Consider the following 24,013-nt stretch of genomic DNA (forward strand, 5'->3'; position numbering starts at 1 on the left):
GGCCGGTGCCACTTCTCAGAATGTCGCCAGCCGATTGCCCGCGGCTTGTTCTGTGATGCTGGGTGCCGCGATGACTATGAGATTGATGAGTGCAGGAAGAGGAGTGCGGCATGAGTGAACAAAAATCAAATGTAGATGCCGATCTGGATGAACTGGAGAAGCTACTCGGCAGTCAGGCGCTGGCATGTGCCGTCATTAACGCCGGATTCAGAAAGGTTCGTACTGGCCCGGTAGTGTTGCTGCCTGCTTACATCGCCCAAGCCACACCCTACTCCTACTCCCAAGGCTGGGGCGATGCGCTCGACGAGGTGATTCTGGCTATCCGCGACGCAGGACTTCCAGAGGCGATTATAGGAAGGGCAACATGAGTGATTATGGTGGTAGCCACACGCCGGACAACCTGAAAGATTTATGGATGACCCCGCTAGATATCTTCACGGCGCTGGATTTAGAGTTTGGTTTTTACCTTGATGCCTCCGCCAGTCACCAAAGTGCGTTATGCGCTCGCTATCTGACCGAACGGGATGATGCCCTCAATAGTGAATGGATAAGCTGCGGGGCTATCTGGTGTAACCCTCCGTACTCAGACATAACGCCATGGGTAATAAAGGCAGCGGCGCAATGCGTCGCGCAGCGGCAATCGGTAGTGATGCTTGTTCCTGCCGACTCATCTGTCGGTTGGTTTAGCCAGGCACTGCAATCGGTCGATGAAGTGCGATTCATTACTGATGGCCGGATATCGTTTCTACGCTCTGACACTAGCAAGCCAATTAACGGCAATAACAAAGGTTCACTGTTATTTATTTGGCGGCCATTCATTAAACCTCGCTGCATGTTCACCACGGTTAAGCGGGATGAGCTAAAAGCGATCGGACAGGAAATATTAACCGGGAGTAAAGCAGCATGAAGAGAAAAATATCAGACGGTACCTGGTTCTGGATATATCTCATCGGGTACACAGTAGCAGCAACGCTCTATATCGTTAGTAATGCGGGGTGACTTGTGACCCCTGAAGAGAGACAGAACGCCCTCCAGTCGGCTGAAAGAAACTGTAACAACGAAATTAAAACCACCCTCGCCGCTCTGCCGGCTAACACAAACAAAGACTCCATCACCCGCCCTATCATCCTGCGCCATTACGAAAAGCTAAAGCCACTTGGCTACAAGCTGGCTTGGCTTCTTTTCGCCATCGGCGTGCTGAATGGTCAGTTTAAGTGGAATCGGTGATGGGGTTACCAAGGAGGCTCCAATGCAAGAGGTAGAGACTTTCCTTAAAGTGAAGGAGTACGCCGCGATCATAAGGGTTTCTGCTGGGACAATTTACAGGAATCCTGTCAAATTTCACATGTTCAAAGTTGGTGGTCGCTGGAGGGCTGATGCTGACAGCCTTAATAAATTTAAATTTGAACAACAGGCCGCAAATGACAACAATGTCTATCGGCTGGCTGTTGTAGGCGGTAAGGAGAAGAAGAGATGCCGATCTACAAAAGAGGTAAAACGTACTGGCTCGATGTCTCAGCGCCAGACGGCACGAGAATTAGACGCTCTGCTGGTACCGATGAAAAAACAAAAGCTCAACAGCTCCATGACAAAATAAAGCATGAATTGTGGGCTGTAGAAAATCTGGATAAAAGACCAGAGAGATTATTTGAGGATCTTGTGCTGATTGCTTTGCGCGATGCTGAAGGGCAGTCCAGCTTCACCAATAAGCAGATATATGCCCGTTACTGGCTTAATATCTTTGGCGGCAGGATCATCTCGTCAATTACAGGTGAGGAGATAACGGACAATCTCCCCACTCACAACTTGCCAACCAGGAAGCGCCTCGCTAACGCAACGAAAAATCGATATAGGTCATTTATCATGCGAGGTTTTTCACTGGCAGATAAAAGTGGATGGCTGAATCGGCGACCTTACTCTCAATCATTAAGAGAGCCAAAGGTGCGTATACGCTGGATTGAAAAGAGCGAGGCTAAGTCGCTGATCGACAATCTTCGTTATGATTGGATGAAGCATGTCTGTTCATTCGCGTTACTGACTGGGGCAAGACTGGGGGAAATTCTTTCATTGAAATGGAAGGATGTGGATCTAGGTCGGCGGGTGGCGATTATCACAGCGGATAACGCAAAGTCAGGTAGGGCCAGACCATTGCCGCTTAATGATGATGCCGTTTCTATCATGAGGAAAATACCTTGCGACAATGAGTTCGTGTTTTCTTCTGACGGCGATCGGGAGGGATATATCAACAGGACCGATTTTGATCGGGCGATGTCACTGTCTGGTATTGAAGATTTCAGATTTCATGACCTGCGGCACACATGGGCAAGTTGGCACGTTCAGAGCGGAACGCCGATTATGGTATTGAAGGAATTAGGCGGTTGGGAGACGCTTGAAATGGTAAATAAGTATGCCCACTTGAGTGGTGAGCATTTGAGCAAATTTAGTGGCATTGTCACATTTCTGGCACACGACGCCGGAATTGATAATAACACCACCAGAATTTCTCTTGTAAGTTGATGTAGTAAAAGGAAATTGTAGCGCACCCTCTATTTACTAATCAGTCATAGCATCAGAGATACAGTCTGATGTTGTTTTAGCCTGATCACGCACTATATATCTGAAAACATATAGCTATGTGACCTGAAATTTACGGGTGAACCGTCTCTTGCGGTGCCCGTGGATTACGGCTGATGAACATTGCATCGCCATAACTGAAAAAGCGGTATTGCTCTGCCACCGCCTGCTGATAAGCATTCATGGTATTTTTATAACCTGCGAAGGCAGAAACCAGCATTATCAATGTTGATTCAGGTAGATGGAAATTGGTAACTAAAGCATCCACAACCTGGTATTCATATCCCGGATAAATAAAGATACGAGTATCACCAAAGAAGGGAGCAATCAGGCCGTTCTCCGTCGCTTTGGCGGCACTTTCCAATGAACGTACTGAGGTAGTGCCGACAGCGACCACGCGCTTGCCACGGGCTTTACAGGCCAGAACAGCATCGACTACCTGTTGGGGTACTTCTGCATATTCGGAATGCATAATATGCTCTTCGATGGTGTCAACCCGTACTGGTTGGAAGGTCCCAGCGCCGACATGCAAGGTCACGAAGGCCATCTCAATGCCTTTTTCCCGCAATGCCGCCAGCATCGGCTCATCAAAATGTAGCCCGGCGGTTGGAGCAGCAACCGCCCCTGGACGCTCGCTGTATACCGTTTGGTACAGTTCGCGATCAGCATCTTCATCAGGGCGATCAATATAAGGGGGTAAAGGCATATGGCCGACTGCATTCAGGATGGTGAAAACATCTCGTTCATCGTCAAACCGCAACTCAAACAGCGTGTCATGCCTTGCCAGCATGGTGGCTCGGATACTCTCATCATCACCTAATAGCAGCTCAGTACCGGGTTTAGGTGATTTTGATGCTTTAACATGGGCCAGAACGCGATGATCATCCAAAACACGTTCGACCAGCACTTCAAGCTTACCGCCACTGGCTTTACGGCCAAATAGGCGAGCCGGAATAACCCGGGTATTGTTGAATACCAGCAGATCACCTGGCTCTAATTTATCCAGCAAATCAGTGAAAATGCCGTGAGTTAAGGTTCCCGTCGGGCCATCCAGTGACAATAAGCGGCAACCGCTACGCTGGGACTGGGGGTAATGGGCAATCAGAGATTCCGGTAGCTCAAAAGAAAAATCGGCAACACGCATGGCTTTCCACTTCATATCAGGACAGACCCGAACCAACAGAGATGATGGGCAGGTATACAAAAACAGGCCGCTAGTCTAGAGCCCTCAGGAGCAGGCTGCAAGAAATAAGGATAATTGGCGACCATTTGAATTATACTCAGGACATGAACTTCCTCGCCCATCTTCATCTCGCCACGCTGGCTGACAGCTCTTTACTCGGCAATCTGCTGGCAGATTTTGTCCGTGGTAATCCACAGGGTGAATATGCCCCTGATATTGTAGCGGGCATCATGATGCATCGTCGCGTTGATGTGATGACGGATACCTTGTCATTAGTTAAAGAAGCGCGAACCTATTTCAGTGCCGATTATCGTCGGGTTGCCCCTATTACTCTAGATGTGCTGTGGGACCACTTTCTCGCCCGTCATTGGGATAAACTGGTACCTGACTGCCCGCTGCCTGATTTTATCCAACATGCGCAAAACCAGATTTTGCCCCATTTGCAGCAGACTCCCGTGCGCTTTCAGAACCTGAACGCCTATTTGTGGCCAGAGCGTTGGCTGGAACGTTATGCTGAACTACCCTTTATTGCTGATGTGTTACAGGGTATGGCTAACCGGCGGCCCAAACTGGCAGCGCTTGCAGGCTCTTTTCACGATATAGAGCAACACTATCAGCCGCTGGAGCAGCTGTTTTTGGCATTTTATCCCGCCATGATGTTACAGGCGAAATGTCAGCAGATTTAGCCAAAAGCCCATTTTTTCTGCGTGGTTATTGACACTAAGCCACTTGCGCTTTTTGGTAAAATGGGTATCTTAGCAAGACTACGAAACTAAAATCGTTATAACGATAGGTAAAAACTATCACAGCGATTGGTATTTATCCCTTTATTCATTGCACTTAAATACCTATGCTGTGCCGATACTTTTAAGACAACTGGTTAATCCATCCCTATTAACAGGAGTAATTTATGGTTCTGGTAACTCGTCAAGCCCCTGATTTTACAGCAGCTGCTGTTCTTGGTAGCGGCGAAATCGTTGAAAACTTCAACCTGAAAAAACACCTGAACGGCCGCCCTGCCGTCCTGTTCTTCTGGCCAATGGACTTCACTTTCGTTTGTCCTTCAGAGTTGATCGCTTTCGACCACCGTTACGAAGAATTCCAGAAACGTGGCGTTGAAGTTGTTGGTGTCTCTTTCGACTCCGAGTTTGTTCACAACGCATGGCGTAAAACCCCAGTGGATAACGGCGGTATTGGTGAAGTTAAGTACCCAATGGTTGCTGATATCAAACGTGAAATTCAGAAAGCCTACGGCATTGAGCACCCAGATGCAGGTGTTGCACTGCGTGGCTCTTTCCTCATCGACAAAAACGGCGTGGTTCGCCACCAAGTGGTTAACGACCTGCCACTGGGCCGTAACATCGATGAAATGCTGCGTATGGTTGACGCACTGCAATTCCACGAAGAGCACGGCGATGTTTGCCCTGCACAGTGGGAAAAAGGTAAAGCAGGTATGGGCGCATCTCCAGATGGCGTGGCTAAATATCTGTCTGAAAATGCCTCTAAACTGTAATAATCGTTTAGGCTAGCCCTGCTTCGCTCAGGGGATATCAAACCAGTCAGCTCATGCTGGCTGGTTTTTTTATGCCAAAGCTGCTTAGCTTTAACATGCAAAAAGCTAAATGGTTGCTTGAAAACTGCTACCTGACAACGAAAGGCGGGGATTGCTCCCCGCCTGGTCGCCTTACCGTTCAGATTCGTAAGCTAAAATGGCCGCAACCTCTTTGTTTCCATCTTTTAGGCGTAATTCACATAGTGATTTATGCGTTATTAATGTAAATGCCAACACTGTTATACAAACAATTAGCAGGCAGTAAACAAACGTATTTTGTGGCATATTCAGCCTCCTTGCCTTGCCTTTCGGCGGGTAAAAGGCTACCGTAATGTTGTCGTGCATTAGGGAGCCTCGTGTTGATTAACGTCAGTACGGGGCTTTTTCCTATCTGCTTTATGGCAACATCTGCTCTATTTCAAAGCAACTCTCTATCTGATTCGAACAATGCCCAAAGCAGACAGCTTCAAGCACCCGCCGCAGAGTCTATATAATAATCATTCCTATTCCCAGCTGTTCTATCTTATTCATATCCCTTTATTTTCAATCAGTTGCTTTCTCTTAATTTAATCCCAACCGAACAATACACCACCTATTAGCGTGACAATAACTCATCACTCCGCCCTCCGTAGCCAATTAATTAGCCACTATAAATATTAATTCTGCTATTAATTATTACTGGCGTGTGTTTTGCACATTCCATAAGCAGCGATTTTAAGCTGCCAGACAAAAATGACCGGGTAATCCCTGGCGGGCAGGAAATAACAGGAGTCAGAATGTTTTTGAAAAAATGGAATAAACCCTTGGCTGTTTTGGCTTTACTGGTGAGTGGCACGCTACATGCGGCTTCAACACCAGCAGTAGAAGCAAAAAATGGCATGGTTGTGACTTCCCAATATCTGGCTTCACAGGTAGGGACTGATATTTTAAAAATGGGTGGAAATGCAATTGATGCCGCGGTTGCCGTGGGGTATGCGCAAGCGGTGGTGAATCCGTGCTGCGGTAATATCGGCGGTGGCGGCTTTATGACCATTCACCTTGCTGATGGAACCGATACATTTATCAATTTCCGTGAAACCGCGCCAGCCGCTGCCAGTGCTGATATGTATTTGGATAAAGAGGGAAAAGTGACCAAAGATGCCAGTTTGTATGGCTATCTGGCTGCGGGGGTTCCCGGCACGGTTTTGGGGATGGACAGCGCACAAAAGAGATACGGCAAACTGACCCGCCAGCAAGTTATGGCACCGGCAATCAAGCTGGCTCGCGAAGGCTTTGTATTGACCCGCGCCGACACTGACATTCTGGATACCACCGTCAAACGCTTTCGTCAGGACCCAGAATCGGCACGTATTTTCCTACGTAAAGATGGTGAAGCCCTGCAACCGGGCGATCGTCTGATTCAGACAGATCTGGCGGATACATTGAGCGCAATCTCACAGCGGGGAACAGATGCATTTTATCAGGGCAAAATCCCCCAGGCAGTAGAAGCTGCAGCGAAAAAAGGTGGCGGGATCCTAACGGCGGCTGATTTTGCCAACTATAAAATCACGGAAACTGCACCCATTACCTGTAGTTATCGTGGTTATAAATTTGTCTCCTCCCCTCCACCTAGCTCCGGTGGTGTGACGTTATGTGAAACATTGAATGTGCTTGAGGGCTATGACCTGAAAAGTATGGGCTTTAACTCCGCCGCTTACATTCATACGCTGACAGAAGCGATGCGTCATGCCTATATGGACCGCAATACCTTCCTCGGCGACCCGGAGTTTGTTAAAAACCCAATTGACCGCCTGCTAAGTAAAAGTTATGCCGCTGATATTCGCAAGCAGATTATCGCCAACCAAGCGACTCCATCTGTAGAAGTTCAGCCGGGTATGCAGCCACATGAAAAACCGGAAACGACCCACTACTCCATCGTCGATCATGAGGGTAACGCCGTCTCAACCACCTACACGGTAAATGGTCGCTTTGGTGCCGTGGTCATTGCACCCGGCACCGGCTTCTTCCTCAATGATGAGATGGATGATTTTACGGTGAAAGTGGGCGAACAAAATATGTACGGCCTGGTTCAGGGAGCCACTAATGCCATCGCCCCCGGTAAGCGCCCACTATCATCCATGAGCCCGACACTGGTGACTAAGGATGGTAAGACGTTTATGGTATTAGGTTCACCGGGTGGTTCGCGGATCATCACTATTACCTTACAAACTGCATTGAATGTGATTGATCACGGTATGGCCCCGCAAGAGGCGGTGGATGCCCCGCGCATTCATCACCAATGGTTACCCGACGAAGTTTATTACGAGCAGCGCGGGGTCTCGGCAGACACTCTTAATCTACTGAAAAATATGGGATATAAGATGGTTGAACAGAATCCGTGGGGCGCTACTGAGCTGATTCTCGTCGGCCTGGCTGGCGTTGAGGGTGTCAGCCCTGCCAACTCGGGGAATGACTCTGCCGTCTCCGGTAAAGTGCGCGAAGGCTATCTCTACGGCGCCAACGATGTTCGCCGCCCTGCGGGTGCAGCTATTGGTTACTGACTGTGACTGACAGCTATTGGTGGCTAACCAGCATCTGCGACTGATGCATTGACGTGTAAAACATCCCCCATCAACGCATCGATGGGGGAAATTACTCACTGATTTACATCACAACCACATCTATCACCACGGCAATGTATGTCCTTGATAATCAATGAAACCGTGACCTCCTTTGCCAGCAGCGTGTTCAATTTGGTCAACAACCCCTTTGACACTGGTCGCTATCGTCAGTGGTGCCGCATCCCCGCCCATATCCGTTTTTACCCAACCGGGATGAATAGATAGCACGGTCAGTGTTGGGTCTGCTACCTCAGCCACCAGATTGCGGGTCATCATATTTAGTGCCGCTTTACTGGCGGAATACAGCGCCTTATGGCCGGAAGCATTGTGACCAAGGCTGCCTAACTGCGAAGACATAAAGGCCAGTACGCTATGGGGTGGATTGCGTTGCGCCAGCAGATGCTGAGCAATGCGGATGGGGGAAATAGCATTGGTTTGGAACAGCTCGAGAATCTCTTCGGGTTTTGCATCCACAGCTGATTGATGCTCTGGCCCCGAAATGCCCGCATTAACAAATATCAGATCAAACTTCTGGCCCTGTACCTGTTGCAGGAACTGCTTAATACTTTCTGGCTGATTAATATCTAATGTTAACCAATGGGCGGCATGCGCACCGGTATCTTTCGCCGCGCCGCGTGTCGTCGCCGTCACTGACCAGCCACGGCGATTAAGCTCATCAACTAACCCCAGCCCTAAGCCCCGCGATGCACCAATAATCAATGCCTGTCTTTTAGTTGTGCCCATATCATTTTCCCTTTGGTGAGTTTACCGACCAACTGTTTACACCCGTCTTATACATAGTATCTCACCCAAAGAAAAAGCGGCATTTAGCCGCTGGAATATCTTCTACTGCGCACTAAATACTAAGTTAGCACTCACTATAGCGCTCAACTAGGACTGACCTCGCCACAAAGTGACACTTTCACCTAACAATTGCAGATTGACGCCAGCCTCAGTAACATCCAGTTCGGATAACCCTTCCAGACGCTGCCACTCAGCCACATTCAGCAACGGTGAGGTGGGCAACATTATATTTATGTCGTGATTACGTTGAATTGCCACCATCACACGCTCGCGCTGGTCGCTGCGGATAAATACCAGAGAATCATCACTGGCGTGAATCACCTGACAACCACCGCGGCGCAGCGCTCTACTTTTGTGGCGGAGGGCCGCCATTCGTTGACAGAGTTTCAGCAGTTCACCGTCCCACCGGGACTCATCCCATGGGAAGGGTTTACGGCAGAATGGGTCATTGCCGCCATCTAAACCGATCTCATCACCATAAAATAAGCAAGGTACGCCAATCCAGCTAAACAGCCACACCAGCGCCATTTGCATTCGGGCCTTATCACCATTGAGCAGCGTGATAAAACGAGCGGTATCATGGCTATCCAACTGATTAAATAAGCGCAACTGATGGCTATGAGGCAATCCGGCACGATACTCATCCATCCAGTAGGCACAATCCTCGGCTTTAAGTTTTATCGGATGATAAGCCACATCAATACCCGCCAGGAAGCCGCGTACCGGCAAGGCAAATCCCATGTAATTCATTGCCGCATCTTCCACGCCAGCATGTAACCAATTGCGCGCGTCGCCAAAGTGTTCGCCCAGAATATAGGCTTGCGGGTTCTCCTCTTTCGCGGCCTGATAGATACCAGCCAAATGCGGTAAATTCCCGCAGGCTCCACCCTCCTCCCCGAGCATATGCACCACATCTAACCGCCAGCCATCAATGCTGTAAGGGGGCCGTAACCAATAACGCACCACACTATCATCACCGCGATAAATTTGATTCACCACGCCGTCATTCGCGAAGTTTAGTTTCGGCAAACTGGCATTGCCTTTCCAGTCCAGCGCCCGCCCGTCGGGGAAGAAATTAAACCAGCCACGATAGGGCGAATCCGGATGATGGCAAGCGCCGTTTGTACCTTGCTGATGGCGATCAAACCAATGATGGGAGTCACCGGTGTGGTTAAACACCCCATCGAGCACCAATTTTATTCCCGCCTCTCGGGTTGCCGCGCGCAGTTGCAGAAAAGCAGGCTCTCCGCCGAGGTAGGGATCAACCTGATAATAATCTTGCGTATCGTATTTATGCACACTGGGTGCAGTAAAAATCGGGTTTAGATACAGCGCAGTTACACCAAGCTGTTGCAAATAAGGGAGTTTTTGGGTGATACCCGCCAGATCGCCACCATAGAATGTCGAGGCGGCATTCACATCATCCAGCGGCTGCTGCCACTCACGGCGGGAGACGGGATGACCCGCAGCATGGTGGGTATAACTGCCATCCTGCACGCCATGCTCACCCTGACTACTGGCAAAACGATCGGGGAATATTTGATAGAAAACTTGGTCAGCCACCCAATCAGGGCCGCTATCAGGCAGATCAATGGCAAACTGCGCCAATTGCGCCGGGGGAACCACTGAAAATCCTAACGGGCCGAACCACTGTTGGTCGTCACGCCACAGCAGTTTGAAACAGTAGCGCCGGGTAGGCTGGCCAACATCTAGTGGTAAGGTCGCGCGATAACACCAGAAACCATCACGTTGCTGCCCCTTCATCGTGAGCAACCACTCTTCATTATCTGGTTCGCAGCGTAAGAAAACCTGTGTGGGCAGGTTTTCACCTTGCAGCCATAGCGTGATGTGTAATGCGTCGCCCCGCTGACGAACAAACGGCGGGACCGGTAGATGCCAACCACTCAGCATAAAATTCTCCTGCTTTAACCAAAACGATTGCTGTTAAGGCTATCTGGTGCAGACATTAACGCCGCGACACATTCACCTGTAATAGACACATTCACCTGTTAAATGTAACCGGTATAAACAATGCCACGTTATGGAGGGCTTACCCTCATCTATCCGCATAAATATCGGGGATGAGGTCGGGGGCGGAGAGACTTATTGAGTTACAGAGTGATGAAATTGCAGGCTTAACACTATTACATTGAGCAAAAAAAAGCGGGAGATAAAATCTCCCTCAGACCGTTGACAAACCCCAATGACTCGAGCTTGAACGGCGAGGACAGACAGAAGAGTAAAGCGTCCGCGCCAGGGATGGCGCGGCTCGAGCCTACAGGGAAGTATTTACGGCGTCTTTACGATCTGCCTGTTCTCTCCGTCGCAGGTACTTTGTCAGCAACCTCAGGGAGATAAAATCTCCCTGTTTGATATGCAGTTCAACTCAGCATTATTCCGCTTGTTTCGCCGGCTCTATCTGTTTTTTCTGATGGTTGACCTTGAAGTAATACCCCACCAGCAACAGCGCTATCCACACTAGCCCGACATACAGTGAGACTCGAGTCGTTGGGAACCAACCAATCAGGCCGATGATAAACACCAGGAAAATGATAGCCAGAACTGATGTAAAGGTGCCACCACGTAGTGGGAAATCCAGTGCCTTAATTTGCTCTTTGCTCAGCGAGCGGCGGAAACCAATCTGAGAGAACAGGATCATAATCCACACCCAAACTGTCGCAAAGGTCGCGAGTGAAGCGATCACCAGGAACACATTTTCCGGCATGATGTAATTGAGGTAAACCGCCGTCAGCATGGCCCCCATCATCACCAACACCGTAACCCACGGCACACCGCGTTTAGAGATCGCCGCAAAAGCTTTGGGTGCATGGCCCTGCTCTGCCATCCCGTTCAACATGCGCCCAACACCAAACACATCACTGTTAATAGCAGATAACGAGGCGGTGATAACCACAAAGTTCAAAATACCCGCAGCAACAGTAATCCCCATATGCTGGAAGGTCAGTACAAACGGGCTGCCATTGGTGCCAACTTGATTCCACGGGTAAATTGACATAATGACAAACAGCGTACCGACATAGAACACCAGAATACGCCACGGCACGGAGTTAATAGCTTTCGGAATGGAGCTTTTCGGGTTCTCAGCTTCACCTGCAGTAATACCAATAATCTCAATACCACCGTAAGCAAACATCACCAGCTGCAATGATAGGATCATGCCAACAAAACCATTACTAAAGAAGCCGCCGTTGGTCCATAAATTATGGATACCGGTTGGCTGCCCACCATTGCCAATACCCCAAATGATGATACCGATACCGGCCAAGATCATGATAATAATGGTGGCAACTTTGAAGAATGAAAACCAAAACTCCAGCTCGCCAAAGACCTTAACGCTCATCATATTGACCGCGCCAATGATCAGAACCACACTTAGCACCCATACCCAGTGATCTACCTGCGGGAACCAGACCCCCATATAGATACCAAAAGCGGTCACATCGGCAATCGCCACAATCAGAATCTCAAAACAGTAGGTCCAGCCGGTGATATAGCCGGCCATCGGCCCCAGATAATCTTGTGCATAGCGCGAGAACGAGCTGGCCTGCGGGTTATTCACTGACATTTCGCCCAAGGCGCGCATGATGATAAATGCCACCACGCCACCAATCAGGTATGCCAATAATACGCTTGGCCCCGCCATTCTTATTGCATCAGCCGAACCATAGAATAAGCCTGTACCTATTGCTGACCCCAATGCCATAAAGCGGATATGGCGTGTCGTTAGGCCGCGTTTTAGCTTATTTTTGACTGGTAATTCCATGAATAAAGTCCCGTCTTTTTTCAGCAAAAAGCCACGGGGGTGAGCCGTGGCTAAAAAAATTCTATCGCTGTGCAGTTATTGCTTGGCAGCAACTTCCTGACGACAGCAGAGGCGATCGTACAACCCTACGACAACGAATACCAGCAGCGAAGGTGATAACCATGCCAGACCCTGTGCCGCCAGCGGCAGATGCTGCGTCCATTCGGGCAAGAAGTGCGCAAAGGTGGAAGCTTTCACCGCATCAAGGATACCGAACAGTAAGCTGACCAACATGACCGGAGCGACGATGCGTGAGGCGTGATGCCACCAGCGTAGAGTGAAGCTCATCAGTACCAGCACGATACATGGCGGATAAATTGCCGTCAGAACCGGAATAGAGATCTGAATCAGATGGCTCAACCCCAGATTCGACACCATCATCGAGAAGATACCGAGAATAAACACCAGTGCCCGGTAAGATAACGGCAAGTATTGAGCAAAGAATTCAGCACAGGCGCAGGTCAGGCCCACGGCTGTAACCATACAGGCGATGAATATCAATGCAGCCAGGAATACGCTTCCCAACCCACCAAAGGTGTGCTGCACATAAGCATGTAACACCACCGCTCCATTTTGGGCATCCGGCACCAAAGCGCCACTGCTAGAACCCAGCTTAAACAAGCTCAGGTAGACCAACGTCAAACCGACACCGGCAATCAATCCAGCCCAGATGGTATAGCGCGTCAGCAGCTGTGAGGAAACCACACCACGTGAACGGGCTGCATTGACGATAACGATACCAAAGACCAAGGCCCCCAAGGTATCCATGGTCAAATAGCCATTAACAAAACCGGAGGAGAACGGAACTTGCTGATAGGCATCCGTGGCGGGAATCAATGGGCCTGCGGGCCAAATCAGTGCAGCAATACCTAGAATAGCCAGCGCTAAAATCTTCAGTGGCGCTAGAATATGCCCGACCGTATCCAGTAAGCGGCCCGGATATAGCGAAATTCCGATAACTAGCGCGAAATAAACCACGCTATAGATAAACAGTGGCAATGGGCCATCTCCAGTCAAAGGGGCAATACCCACTTCGAACGAGACGGTTGCAGTACGGGGGGTAGCAAACAGTGGGCCGACCGCCAGATAGCAAACAGTTGCCAGTACCAGACCGGCACCGCGGCCAATCGGGGTACTCAGAGCATCAATACCACCACCGACACGCGCCAGCGCGATAACTGTAATTACCGGTAACCCAACCGCGGTAATCAGAAAGCCGAGTGCTGCCATCCAAACATGTTCACCCGATTGTAAACCTACCATCGGCGGGAAGATGATATTGCCGGCCCCGACGAATAGAGCAAAGGTCATAAAACCTAATGCCATAATATCTTTAGACGATAAACGATGACTCATAGTGATGTGCGTTGCCTAGTTAAAATGATCAAAAGAAAAAGTCCTAAGCTGTGGCCTTCCCTACGTGATCGAAACAATACAAAGCTCTGATAAACGCAAACTCCGGCGGTTAATAAGCAATCTATTTCGTCAGTATGCAGTATTTTTGAAGTTATTTGCAGGTGGAATAGGCTAACAACGGCGGTAAGTAGACAGTTTATAGCGGGGAAAGGCAAGTGAGGATCATAAAAGCAGAGTCATCATCCAGATAATTTCACCAAACCAGTTAATCGTGCCAGATTTAGAGAAATATGCACCACAAGATTTGTATCATTTATATCCAATAGTTAACAATTTATGGTCACTCTTACCCTGCTCCCTCTACTCATCGGTTGAAAATATCACCGGTTACCCGAGAGTTTTATTCGCAGGAAACAGCGCCCGATGGTATGGGCGAAAAGTGATATTGAAAGCAGACTAGCCAGCAAAGCCCAATGCTTTTCGGGTATGAGTCAATACATCAGGAGGTAGAGGCAGATAGCCATCATGGGTAGCTTGTTTTTGCCCTTCTGGCGATAAAACTCGTTCAAGGAGTGCCGCAGTCAGCGGTTCCAACGGCTGGCCCGGTGCCTTATTGATATAAATATAGAGATAGCGCGACAAGGGATAGCGACCATCTTTAACATTTTCAGGTGTCGGCAAGACAAAATCCTGCCCAGTAGTCGCCAGAGCCAATGGCTTAACGCCACTGTTACGAAAACCAATACTGGCATAGCCAATGCCATTTAATGACCCCGCCACTGCTTGCACCACGGAGGCTGAACCAGGCAACTCATTGACATTATTCATAAAGTCACCATCACACAGCACTCGATGCTTAAAGTAGCCATAGGTTCCTGAGGCTGAATTTCGGCTATACCGCTGCAAAGCGCGATTCGCCCAGTCACCTGTTAACCCCAATTCACCAAAGCGCTGAATCGGGCGAGGTGCTCCGCAGCGGCGATTTTGCGAGAAAATGGCATCAAGCTGAGATAAAGTCAGTTTATTCAGTGGGTTGTCCTGATGAACAAAAACCACCAATGCATCGACGGCCACTGGGACCGCCAGCGGCGGATAGCCATAACGCTGGATAAATGCGCTAACTTCACCAGCTTTCATTGGCCGACTCATAGGACCGAGCTGAGCGGCCCCAGCTGCCAACGCGGCAGGCGCAGTGGACGATCCTGCGGCCTGTATCTGCAAATTAACACCGGGATAGTGCTGATTGAAATCATCAGCCCACAAGGAGATCAAGTTGGCTAAGGTATCAGAACCGACACTGGAAAGATTACCTGACAAGGTATCAGCTGTTGAAACGGGCAGTGATGAGTGCCCGGCCGTCATCGGTGATAGCTCCACCTGTTGCGCAAGAACACCACAGCTAACCCCTAGCATGGCAGTGAACAGCGCCCATTTCCCCCATCTCATCAGCTTAGTATCCATGCAGTGTTAGGATTTGACTGCATTTTCGGCTAAAACTGCGGGAACAATCAACCGGTTCGGCAAGGTAAATATAAATCGCGTGCCCAGACCAATTTCACTCATCACCTCTAAACGTGCATCGTGGTGGCTCAATGCATGCTTCACAATCGCCAGCCCCAGCCCACTACCGCCCGTTTGCCGTGAGCGCGCTTTATCCACCCGATAGAAACGCTCGGTCAGCCGTGGCACATGTTCCGGGCCAATTCCCGGCCCATTGTCGCTGACCTGAAAGTGTGCGCCTTGTGGCGTTTGCTGCCAACACACCTCAATTTTGGTGCCCTCAGGGGTGTGATTAACCGCGTTATAGACCAGATTCGAGACAGCACTGCGCAGTTGATCTTCGTTGCCAAACACCTTTAACTGCTCATTCACCCGAAAAGTGATCTCGTGACGGCCATTACTCAATGCCTGTACCTCATGCTGCAATACTTTTAGCATCAACGGAATATCCACTCGCTCATTCATATCCACATTAGGTGCAGCTTCAATACGTGATAGCGTCAATAGCTGTTTAACCAGCCCATCCATGCGCTTGGTCTGCTCCTGCATCGTCCCGAGTGCTTTGTCCCGCAATGGCCCGGCTAACTCCTGGTCATGCATCATTTCCAAATAGCCCTGCAATACTGTCAGGGGGGTGCGCAGTTCATGGCTGACATTCGCAAAGAAGTTACGCCTCGCCCCTTCCAACTGACGCATTTGGGTCACATCACGGGCGACCATCAGTAATTGCCCTTCTGAATAAGGCATCACGCGAAACTCAACGTAATAGCCATTATTCAATTGCAGGGTCAGTGGGCGGGAAAAGAGTTGCTGTTGCAGATATTGGCTGAACTCTGGATAGCGCAATAAGTTAAGAATATGCTGACCATTATCCTCCGGCCAACGAAACCCAAGCAGTTGCTGAGCCAGGCCGTTACACCAGAAGATATTGCCATCAATGGTGGTGATAACCACCGCATCCGGCAGTGATTCGGCACCACTACGAAAGCGCTTGATGAGTAGTGCCAACTCGCGCCGACGCCGACGATTTCTCAGTTGCATCTGGTATAAGCCGTAAAATAGCGGCTCCCAGCTCCAACGGCCAGCAGGCGGGGTCATGCTGCGGTCTAACCACAGCCAGTGAGATAACTTAAGTTGGTTATAGAAGTTCCAGACTAGCGCCGCGAGCACGGATATCAGCAATAACCAAGGGAGATACCCGATAAAAGCACCCAGCAGTAATGCCGGCAAACAAAAAAGGGCCAGCTCTAAAGCCAGCGTTTTCCACGATAAACGTTCTAACACAACGAATTCTCCGGCACTGAAAACTCAGTAGCGCGTTGAGAAACGGTATCCAGTTCCCCGGACAGTTTGTACCATGCGGTCATGACCATCAACTTCAAGCGCCTTGCGTAGTCGACGAATATGCACGTCAACCGTCCGATCTTCTACATAAACGTTAGTGCCCCAGACATAATTAAGCAACTGCTCACGACTGTAAACACGCTCAGGATGGGTCATAAAGAAGTGCAGTAGTTTAAACTCGGTCGGCCCCATATCCAGAGCTTGCTCGTTAGCCATCACCCGATGTGAGGAGGGGTCAAGGCTTAGCCCTTGCATTTCAATCACTTCCTCCACCGCCATTGGCGATATCCGCCGCATAACCGCCTTGATGCGCGCCACCAGCTCTTTCGGCGAAAAAGGCTTGGTAATATAGTCATCAGCACCCACTTCCAAACCGCGGACTCTATCTTCTTCTTCGCCACGGGCTGTCAACATCATCACCGGAATATCTCTGGTCAATGCTTCGCGCTTCATATGTTTAATAAATTGGATACCCGAGCCACCCGGCAGCATCCAGTCCAGCAGCACTAAATCAGGGAAAGGCTCCGACAAACGAGTGACTGCGCTGTCATAATCTTCGGCTTCTAATGGTTGGTAACCATTCTGTTCCAACACAAAGCACACCATCTCACGGATTGGCGCTTCATCTTCCACCACCAGTATGCGTCTTGCCATCATCAACCCTGCCAGTAAGTTAGTGGTCACTATTTGATTTCGGGAGCCATTATGCGTCAGTTTTGTGACATTTTTATGAAAAACATCGCGCTTCTACCCGCAATAAGCATAGTGATAAATTTTACAGTAATTGCAAAATGCAGCAGCCAAGTTTGCGAGACGTCTCGGAGATTTACTTCAAGCGACTGTTTTAGCCGCGACATCCTGCGGTCAGCGTTTATAATCAGCGCCACTCTCTTTGACTGATAACCTGCCGTGCGGGAGATTTATGCGCATTATCCATACCTCTGATTGGCATTTAGGCCAACACTTCTTCACCAAAAGCCGGGCTGCCGAACACCAGGCATTTCTGCACTGGCTCATTAGGCAGATTGAAGAAAATCAGGTAGATGCGCTGATTGTCGCTGGTGATATCTTTGATACCGGCTCCCCACCTAGTTATGCCCGCGAGCTCTATAACCGCTTCGTGGTGGAGCTACAGCCCACGGGCTGCCAGTTGGTTGTTCTAGGGGGGAATCACGATTCAGTCTCGACACTGAATGAATCACGTGACTTGCTTTCCTATTTGAATACCACGGTGATCTCTTGTGCCAGTCGCAATCTCGAACAACAAATTATTACGCTGAAAAACCATCAGCAACAACCTGCGGCCTTACTCTGTGCAATTCCCTTCTTACGACCACGGGACTTGGTGAGCAGTCAAGCCGGCGAATCTGGCGAGCAAAAACAGCTGGCACTGCAAGAAGCCATTGCTGCCCACTATCAGGCGTTATATCAGCGGGCCATTGAACTGCGCACCGAACTGGGTTTGCCGCTACCTATTATTGCCACCGGGCATCTCACCACCATGGGTGTCACCACCTCAGACTCGGTTCGTGATATCTACATCGGCACACTGGATGCGTTCCCCGCTCAAGCATTTCCACCAGCAGATTACATTGCGTTGGGCCATATTCACCGGGCTCAGCAAGTGGCTAAAACCGAGCATATCCGTTACAGCGGCTCCCCCATTGCCCTGAGTTTTGATGAATTGAGCAAAGAGAAAAGTGTCTATCTGGTGGAGTTTGCCCAACAGACCCTGGCATCAGTGACCCCGCTATTCATACCGCAATTTCAGCCGATGCAGCTCATTAAAGGGGATTTGCAGCAAATAGAGCAGCAGTTGGCTAAATTTGTTGATCATCAGGGCTTACCGGTCTGGCTGGATATCGAAGTTGCCACCAAAGACTATCTCACTGATATTCAACGGCGGATTCAGGCCCTGACCGCAGATCTACCCGTTGAGGTCGTGCTATTACGTCGCAGTAAAGAGCAGCGTAACAACAGCATTGAGCGGCAAGAGAAAGAGACACTCAATGAGTTGAGTGTCGCCGATGTATTTGAACGTAGGCTCGCACAGGAGGCAGATTTAGCCGAACCACGCCAGCAGCGGATGCGCCAAATGTTCAGTCAGGTGGTGGAAGAGATCACGCAAGGTAAAGATGCCGCAGAGGAGCAACCGATATGAGAATTTTAAGCCTGCGGCTAAAAAACATTAACTCTCTGCAAGGGGAGTGGAAGATAGATTTCACTGCTGAGCCGTTTGCCAGCAACGGCTTATTCGCCATCACCGGCCCCACCGGGGCGGGGAAAACCACACTATTAGATGCGATTTGCCTTGCGCTGTACCACCAAACACCGCGCCTGAATGTCACGCCCAGCCAAAATGAGCTAATGACACGCCATACCGCAGAATCACTGGCCGAAGTTGAATTTGAGGTGAAAGACACCCGCTATCGCGCATTTTGGAGTCAACGTCGCGCAAAAAACAGCCCCGAAGGGAATCTGCAAGCGCCTAAAGTTGAACTGGCGTTATGTGAAAGCGGCAAGATTCTGGCCGATAAAGTGCGTGATAAACTCGATAGGGTTGCTGAGATAACCGGCCTGGATTTTGGCCGCTTTACCAAATCTATGATGCTGTCACAGGGGCAATTTGCCGCATTTCTCAATGCCGACGCCAATGACCGCGCGGAGCTATTGGAAGAGCTAACGGGCACCGACATCTATGGGCGTCTATCAGAGCATGTATTCGAACAGCATAAGCAGGCCAAAACCGATCTGGATACCTTGCACCAACGGGCAACCGGTATTGAACTGCTAAATGAAGAACAACGATCAACCCTATCGCAGCAGATAGATTTGCTCGATCAACAAGAGAGACAGCTCACCGCAGATCAGTTAGTCAATCAACACCAAATAACCTGGCTAACCCATTGGCAACAGCAGCAAAAGAGCGCCTTGGAATATCAGCAGCAACAAAAACTGATTGAGCAAACTCTCCAGCAAGCTCAGCCGGAGCTGCAACGGCTAGCCAGAAGTGAGCCCGCTGAAAAGTTGCGCCCCTTGCTGCGGGAACGCTCACGTAGCCAACAAGATTTGCAACAAATACAACTACGTATCACCACACTGACTCAACAACAGCAGCAACTTCAGACGCAACTGACACCACTGGCTCAAGCATTAGAGCAAGCCAATTTGGCTCGCCAACAGCAGGCAGCAAAGTTGCATGAGCAAGAAGCAGTGATCGAACAAAAAGTCGTCCCGCTGGATAACACTATTGCACAGCAGCGGCACACCTTGGCGCAACTTGCTACGCAATTGCAGCAGCTACAGGGTAAGCAACAACAAGAGAGACAGCAGCTTGAGCTCAATGAGCAGCAGCAACTAAAAAACCATCAGCGCCTACAACAATTGGCGGAATATGCACACCTGCATACCCACCATCAACACTGGGAGAAAAACCTCCCTTTATGGCGTGAACAGTTCCGCCAACGGCAAATACTGCAACAACAGTCAATTGAAAGTAAACAGCAGCTACAGCAACAGGTCACATTGCTGAACACGTTACAGCAACAAATCAACACGCTGAATGAGCAAGACAAGCAACAACAAGCAGTATTGATACAAGCCAGTTCGCAGACGGGTAGCATCCAGCAGCAATTATCAGTGCTTGAGCAACAACAACCTTCAGCACAACTACGCCAACAATGGGGCGAACTCCAGCAACAACGAACCACACGGCAACAATTAGCGGCATTATCGCCTTTGGCGCAACAAGTTCAGTCACTAATCGATAAACAACAGCAGCAACTCGCTAGCCAGCAGCAACAGTTAAAACTGCTTGAACAGCAGTTGGCAGAAAAACGTCAGTTATATAAACAGCAAAAACAGCATCTGACAGATCTGGAAAGCTTGTGGGAGCGCGAAAAACAGATCGCCGGATTAGAGGCGGAAAGGGCCAAACTACAATCTGGAGAAGCCTGCCCACTATGTGGGGCGCTAGATCATCCCGCCGTTACTGCGTATCAGGCGGTAAAACCCTCAGAAACGGCTAAACGCGTTGAAGAACTTCGCCTTCAAGTCGAGCAACTCTTCACCGCCGGAACCGAATTGCGCACTCAGGTAGAAAGTGTGCAGCAACAACAGCAGCGTGTGGAGCAAGAGTTACAGCACCATCGCCAACAACTGGCTGAATATCAACAGCGCTGGCAAACATTGGCACAACCATTGGCACTGACTTTTGCCTTGAATGAGCCTGCAGCTTTAGTGACCTGGCTAGAACAGCAGGAACAGTTAGAGCAAAAATGCCAGCTAAAACTGGCCGAGCATGAGCGTTTAAATCAACAATATCAGCAAGCTAAGGATGTTCTGGCTCAAGCTGAACAGCAGCAGCAAAAACATCTGCAACAGTTGGCATTAATCACGCAGCGTCAACATGATACCCAGCAATCTCACCAGAAGTTATTAGCACAGCATCAGCGCCAGCAGGATGAGTTAGCACTGATGCATCAGTGCTTGCATAATGCGCTGGCTGAATTATCGCTCTCAATACCTGAAGCTGACCAGCAATCGAGTTGGCTGGTACTGCGGGAAGAGGAGAGCCAACGCTGGCAGCAGTATCAACAAGAGCAACAACAACGGGTGCTGGAGCAAAAAGCACTGGAGACGCGGATTGAAGATGAGCGCCGCCATTTACAAGCAGGCGTAGATCAATTAACTGAGCTGACTCAGCAGCATCAACAAACTGAGGCCCTGCTACAACAATATCAGCAGCAGCGCGATGCCCTGTTTGGCAACCGCACTGTTAGCGAAGCGCGCCAGTTGTTACGCCTACAGCAGCAGCAGGTGGATCTGGCACAGCAAAACGCAGCGGAAGCTCTACAACTAACGCAATCCCAGCTCAACCGGTTATCCGGTGAGTTGGCGGGATTAGAGCAGCAATATCAACATAATCAGCAGCGTGCGGCGGCAGCTCAAGCTGAGTTACAGCAGGCGTTGGAGATAAGCGCGTTCGAAGATGAAGCGGCCCTGACGGCCGCGTTGCTGAGCGAAGAAGAGAGACAACGTCTGCAGCAATTGCAACAGCAATTGAGTGAGCGGCAACAACAAATCCATATTCGCCAGCAGCAAATCAACGAAGCGCTGGAACAACATTTGCAACAGTGCCCGTCGGGCGTCGATCAGATGTCTGAATTGGCGATATTGCAGCAACAGTCGGATCAACTCTCGGCACAGCTAAAAGCCAACACACTACGCCAAGGTGAGCTGCGCAATCAGCTAGACAGTGACGCTGCTCGTCGTAATAACCAACATGCCCTGTTTGAACAAATTGAACGTAGCCAGCAGCAATATGATGACTGGAGCTATCTCAATCACTTAATTGGCTCCAAAGAGGGTGATAAATTCCGCAAATTTGCCCAAGGGCTGACACTCGATCATCTGGTCTATTTGGCAAATAACCAACTCAGCCGCTTACATGGCCGCTATCTGTTGCAGCGCAAAACCAGTGATGCACTGGAGTTACAAGTGGTGGATACATGGCAAGCTGATGCCATACGCGATACTCGCACACTATCTGGAGGCGAAAGTTTTCTGGTTAGTCTGGCGCTGGCACTGGCACTGTCGGATCTGGTCAGTCATAAAACCAGCATTGACTCACTATTTCTCGATGAAGGCTTCGGCACGCTGGATGCAGAGACGCTGGATACCGCACTGGATGCACTTGATAGCCTGAATGCATCAGGTAAAACCATCGGGATCATCAGCCACATTGAGGCCATGAAAGAGAGGATTCCGGTGCAAATAAAAGTGAAGAAAGTCAACGGACTGGGTGTAAGCCGTCTAGATAATATTTTCCGGGTTAATCAAACTGAGCAGACCCCCAATGACTGACTCAGGCCGTCATTTGGATAAGCAAGCGAGCAAATCCCGATGAGCTTACTCAGGTAAGTGATTCGGGTGAGTGAGTGCCGCGCTAGCGTCAAGGGCGAAGGGCGTGCCCAAAGCCATTGGCGTTAGCGCCAGGCAGCAAGCGAGCAAGTCCCGATGAGCTTACTCAAGTAAGTGATTCGGGTGAGTGAGTGCCGCTAACACCGCGGTAGCGTCAAGGGCGAAGGGCAGTTGGCCATAACCAAGCAGCGCCACGCACCCCACTCGAATCACCATGCACCGCCTTACGAATTGGGGTTTCACACTCACCACCAAAGACCCATGGGCTGATTAACGCAGGTAATGTTTTATAGAGGCGTTCAACATTACTCATTCCTCCACCTAAAACCACCACATCTGGGTCAAATAGGTTAATGACCTGAGCTAATGACTTGGCAAAACGTTGCTCATAATTGCTCATGGCCTGCTCTGCTACTGCATCCCCCTGTTCAGCCAACGTAATGATCTCATGGCCTTTAAGTGGTTTTCCACTCAGGCGAAAGTAATCAGTGGCAAAACCGGTGCCAGAGACAAATGTCTCGATACACCCTTTTTTGCCGCAATAACAAGCAACTTCCTGCTGATATTGCCGCTCTTCGTCATCCTGCCACGGCAAGGGATTATGGCCCCACTCACCGGCAATGCCATTACCACCGGCATGAACTCGCCCATCGATAGCAATACCTGACCCACAGCCAGTACCGATAATGACAGCAAATACCAGATGCTTCCCTGCGCCGGCGCCATCGGTTGCCTCGGAAACCGCCAAACAGTTTGCATCATTTGCCAGACGTACTGGGCGAGAGAGGAGATCTGACAGATCTTTATCGACAAACTGACCATTCAGCCATACCGAATTAGCATTTTTTACCTTGCCGGTAAAAGGGGAGAGTGTCCCCGGAATACCCACGCCGACACTGCCCCGCTCCCCCGTCGCCTGTTCAGCATCAGCGACTAAAGCAGTAATCGCTTGCAATGTTTTTTGATAATCATGGCGTGGGGTATCAACCCGCTTACGGAAAAGTTCCAGCCCATCATTGCTCAATGCAATGACCTCTATTTTGGTGCCACCCAGATCGATACCAATGCGCATAGCGCTCCACCTCATTGACGGAATTATTCGTTGTATTATGAGCAATAAATATGCCCCAATATGACCAGGCAATAACGATAATAGAAATCCTATCTTTTCAGTGTGGACAATAGGTCGCGGTGACACAATCTTTGTTATCCGTAATTTTGCATTAGGTCGTGTTTAAATCCCATCGGGCTAAAATTGCATTTAGAAAATGATTGGCTGGCGCTCTTTTTTCTTATTCTTTGCTAGGGGTCAAGGCATCAATTCGTTATCATGCCGCCCTGCGTTTGATTAACTC

The 24,013-nt window shown here is 49.7% G+C and carries 20 protein-coding genes; 10 read left to right on the forward strand and 10 right to left on the reverse strand.

Annotated features, from left to right (window positions below; all coding sequences use genetic code 11):
- Positions 1–110 precede the first annotated feature (110 nt).
- From FFE93_RS16250 to FFE93_RS16265, 5 genes are all read left to right on the forward strand, one after another.
- The gene (locus FFE93_RS16250) at positions 111–368 is read left to right on the forward strand and encodes a hypothetical protein (protein ID WP_138775579.1); all 258 of its coding nucleotides are present in this window, start codon (positions 111–113) and stop codon (positions 366–368) included.
- Positions 365–907 (forward strand): phage N-6-adenine-methyltransferase, encoded by a 543-nt coding sequence (locus tag FFE93_RS16255; protein WP_138775581.1) that lies wholly within the window; start codon positions 365–367, stop codon positions 905–907. Before FFE93_RS16250 ends, FFE93_RS16255 begins: the two co-directional genes overlap by 4 nt.
- A 95-nt stretch (positions 908–1,002) precedes the next feature.
- Positions 1,003–1,227: a hypothetical protein gene (locus FFE93_RS16260; protein WP_138775583.1), complete on the forward strand. Its 225-nt coding sequence runs from the start codon at positions 1,003–1,005 to the stop codon at positions 1,225–1,227.
- A 22-nt stretch (positions 1,228–1,249) separates the two neighbouring features.
- Positions 1,250–1,597, forward strand: a complete 348-nt coding sequence (locus tag FFE93_RS21800) for a helix-turn-helix domain-containing protein (protein ID WP_253276686.1) — start codon at positions 1,250–1,252, stop codon at positions 1,595–1,597.
- On the forward strand, positions 1,480–2,517 hold the full coding sequence (locus FFE93_RS16265) for a site-specific integrase (protein WP_253276689.1): 1,038 nt from the start codon (positions 1,480–1,482) through the stop codon (positions 2,515–2,517). The genes FFE93_RS21800 and FFE93_RS16265 overlap by 118 nt, the downstream gene beginning before the upstream one ends.
- A gap of 130 nt (positions 2,518–2,647) precedes the next feature.
- On the opposite strand, the gene queA is transcribed toward FFE93_RS16265, so the two are convergent.
- Positions 2,648–3,718, reverse strand: a complete 1,071-nt coding sequence (queA, locus tag FFE93_RS16270) for a tRNA preQ1(34) S-adenosylmethionine ribosyltransferase-isomerase QueA (protein ID WP_032897232.1) — start codon at positions 3,716–3,718, stop codon at positions 2,648–2,650.
- A gap of 143 nt (positions 3,719–3,861) precedes the next feature.
- Between queA and FFE93_RS16275 the strand changes: the two genes are divergently transcribed.
- Both FFE93_RS16275 and FFE93_RS16280 read left to right on the forward strand, forming a co-directional pair.
- Positions 3,862–4,443: an ACP phosphodiesterase gene (locus FFE93_RS16275; protein WP_005272780.1), complete on the forward strand. Its 582-nt coding sequence runs from the start codon at positions 3,862–3,864 to the stop codon at positions 4,441–4,443.
- 224 nt (positions 4,444–4,667) lie between these two features.
- Positions 4,668–5,270, forward strand: a complete 603-nt coding sequence (locus tag FFE93_RS16280) for a peroxiredoxin C (protein ID WP_004873480.1) — start codon at positions 4,668–4,670, stop codon at positions 5,268–5,270.
- Positions 5,271–5,441: 171 nt separating this feature from the next.
- Here the strand turns inward: FFE93_RS16280 and FFE93_RS16285 are convergent, their stop codons facing one another.
- On the reverse strand, positions 5,442–5,594 hold the full coding sequence (locus tag FFE93_RS16285; protein WP_005272783.1) for a type I toxin-antitoxin system Hok family toxin: 153 nt from the start codon (positions 5,592–5,594) through the stop codon (positions 5,442–5,444).
- A gap of 491 nt (positions 5,595–6,085) precedes the next feature.
- Here FFE93_RS16285 and ggt point away from each other — a divergent pair, with 491 nt between their 5' ends.
- Complete coding sequence (gene ggt / locus FFE93_RS16290; RefSeq protein ID WP_138775585.1) at positions 6,086–7,849, forward strand: gamma-glutamyltransferase; 1,764 nt, start codon at positions 6,086–6,088, stop codon at positions 7,847–7,849.
- Between the two features lie 123 nt (positions 7,850–7,972).
- On the opposite strand, the gene FFE93_RS16295 is transcribed toward ggt, so the two are convergent.
- From FFE93_RS16295 to phoB, 7 genes are all read right to left on the reverse strand, one after another.
- Entirely contained in the window at positions 7,973–8,653 is a 681-nt protein-coding gene (locus tag FFE93_RS16295; protein WP_049602089.1) for an SDR family oxidoreductase, read from the reverse strand.
- A 147-nt stretch (positions 8,654–8,800) separates the two neighbouring features.
- Entirely contained in the window at positions 8,801–10,624 is a 1,824-nt protein-coding gene (gene malZ, locus FFE93_RS16300; RefSeq protein WP_049602086.1) for a maltodextrin glucosidase, read from the reverse strand.
- 481 nt (positions 10,625–11,105) lie between these two features.
- A complete protein-coding gene (gene proY, locus FFE93_RS16305) occupies positions 11,106–12,497 on the reverse strand; it encodes a proline-specific permease ProY (protein WP_005272790.1) in 1,392 nt (463 codons plus the stop codon).
- A 75-nt stretch (positions 12,498–12,572) separates the two neighbouring features.
- A complete protein-coding gene (gene brnQ, locus FFE93_RS16310; protein ID WP_005272791.1) occupies positions 12,573–13,892 on the reverse strand; it encodes a branched-chain amino acid transport system II carrier protein in 1,320 nt (439 codons plus the stop codon).
- A 456-nt stretch (positions 13,893–14,348) separates the two neighbouring features.
- A complete protein-coding gene (locus FFE93_RS16315; protein ID WP_054872704.1) occupies positions 14,349–15,338 on the reverse strand; it encodes a PstS family phosphate ABC transporter substrate-binding protein in 990 nt (329 codons plus the stop codon).
- A gap of 21 nt (positions 15,339–15,359) precedes the next feature.
- Positions 15,360–16,676, reverse strand: a complete 1,317-nt coding sequence (gene phoR / locus FFE93_RS16320) for a phosphate regulon sensor histidine kinase PhoR (RefSeq protein WP_049602080.1) — start codon at positions 16,674–16,676, stop codon at positions 15,360–15,362.
- Positions 16,677–16,700: 24 nt separating this feature from the next.
- On the reverse strand, positions 16,701–17,390 hold the full coding sequence (phoB, locus tag FFE93_RS16325; RefSeq protein ID WP_032899207.1) for a phosphate response regulator transcription factor PhoB: 690 nt from the start codon (positions 17,388–17,390) through the stop codon (positions 16,701–16,703).
- A gap of 268 nt (positions 17,391–17,658) precedes the next feature.
- Between phoB and sbcD the strand changes: the two genes are divergently transcribed.
- Both sbcD and FFE93_RS16335 read left to right on the forward strand, forming a co-directional pair.
- On the forward strand, positions 17,659–18,897 hold the full coding sequence (gene sbcD / locus FFE93_RS16330; RefSeq protein WP_138775587.1) for an exonuclease subunit SbcD: 1,239 nt from the start codon (positions 17,659–17,661) through the stop codon (positions 18,895–18,897).
- Positions 18,894–22,601, forward strand: coding sequence for an AAA family ATPase (locus tag FFE93_RS16335; RefSeq protein ID WP_138775588.1), 3,708 nt, complete (start codon positions 18,894–18,896; stop codon positions 22,599–22,601). The genes sbcD and FFE93_RS16335 overlap by 4 nt, the downstream gene beginning before the upstream one ends.
- Positions 22,602–22,812: 211 nt before the next feature.
- On the opposite strand, the gene mak is transcribed toward FFE93_RS16335, so the two are convergent.
- Positions 22,813–23,730, reverse strand: coding sequence for a fructokinase (mak, locus tag FFE93_RS16340; protein WP_138775590.1), 918 nt, complete (start codon positions 23,728–23,730; stop codon positions 22,813–22,815).
- Between the last annotated feature and the right edge of the window lie 283 nt (positions 23,731–24,013).

Origin of the sequence: Yersinia sp. KBS0713 (assembly GCF_005937895.2) — a bacterium.
Lineage (GTDB): Bacteria > Pseudomonadota > Gammaproteobacteria > Enterobacterales > Enterobacteriaceae > Yersinia > Yersinia bercovieri.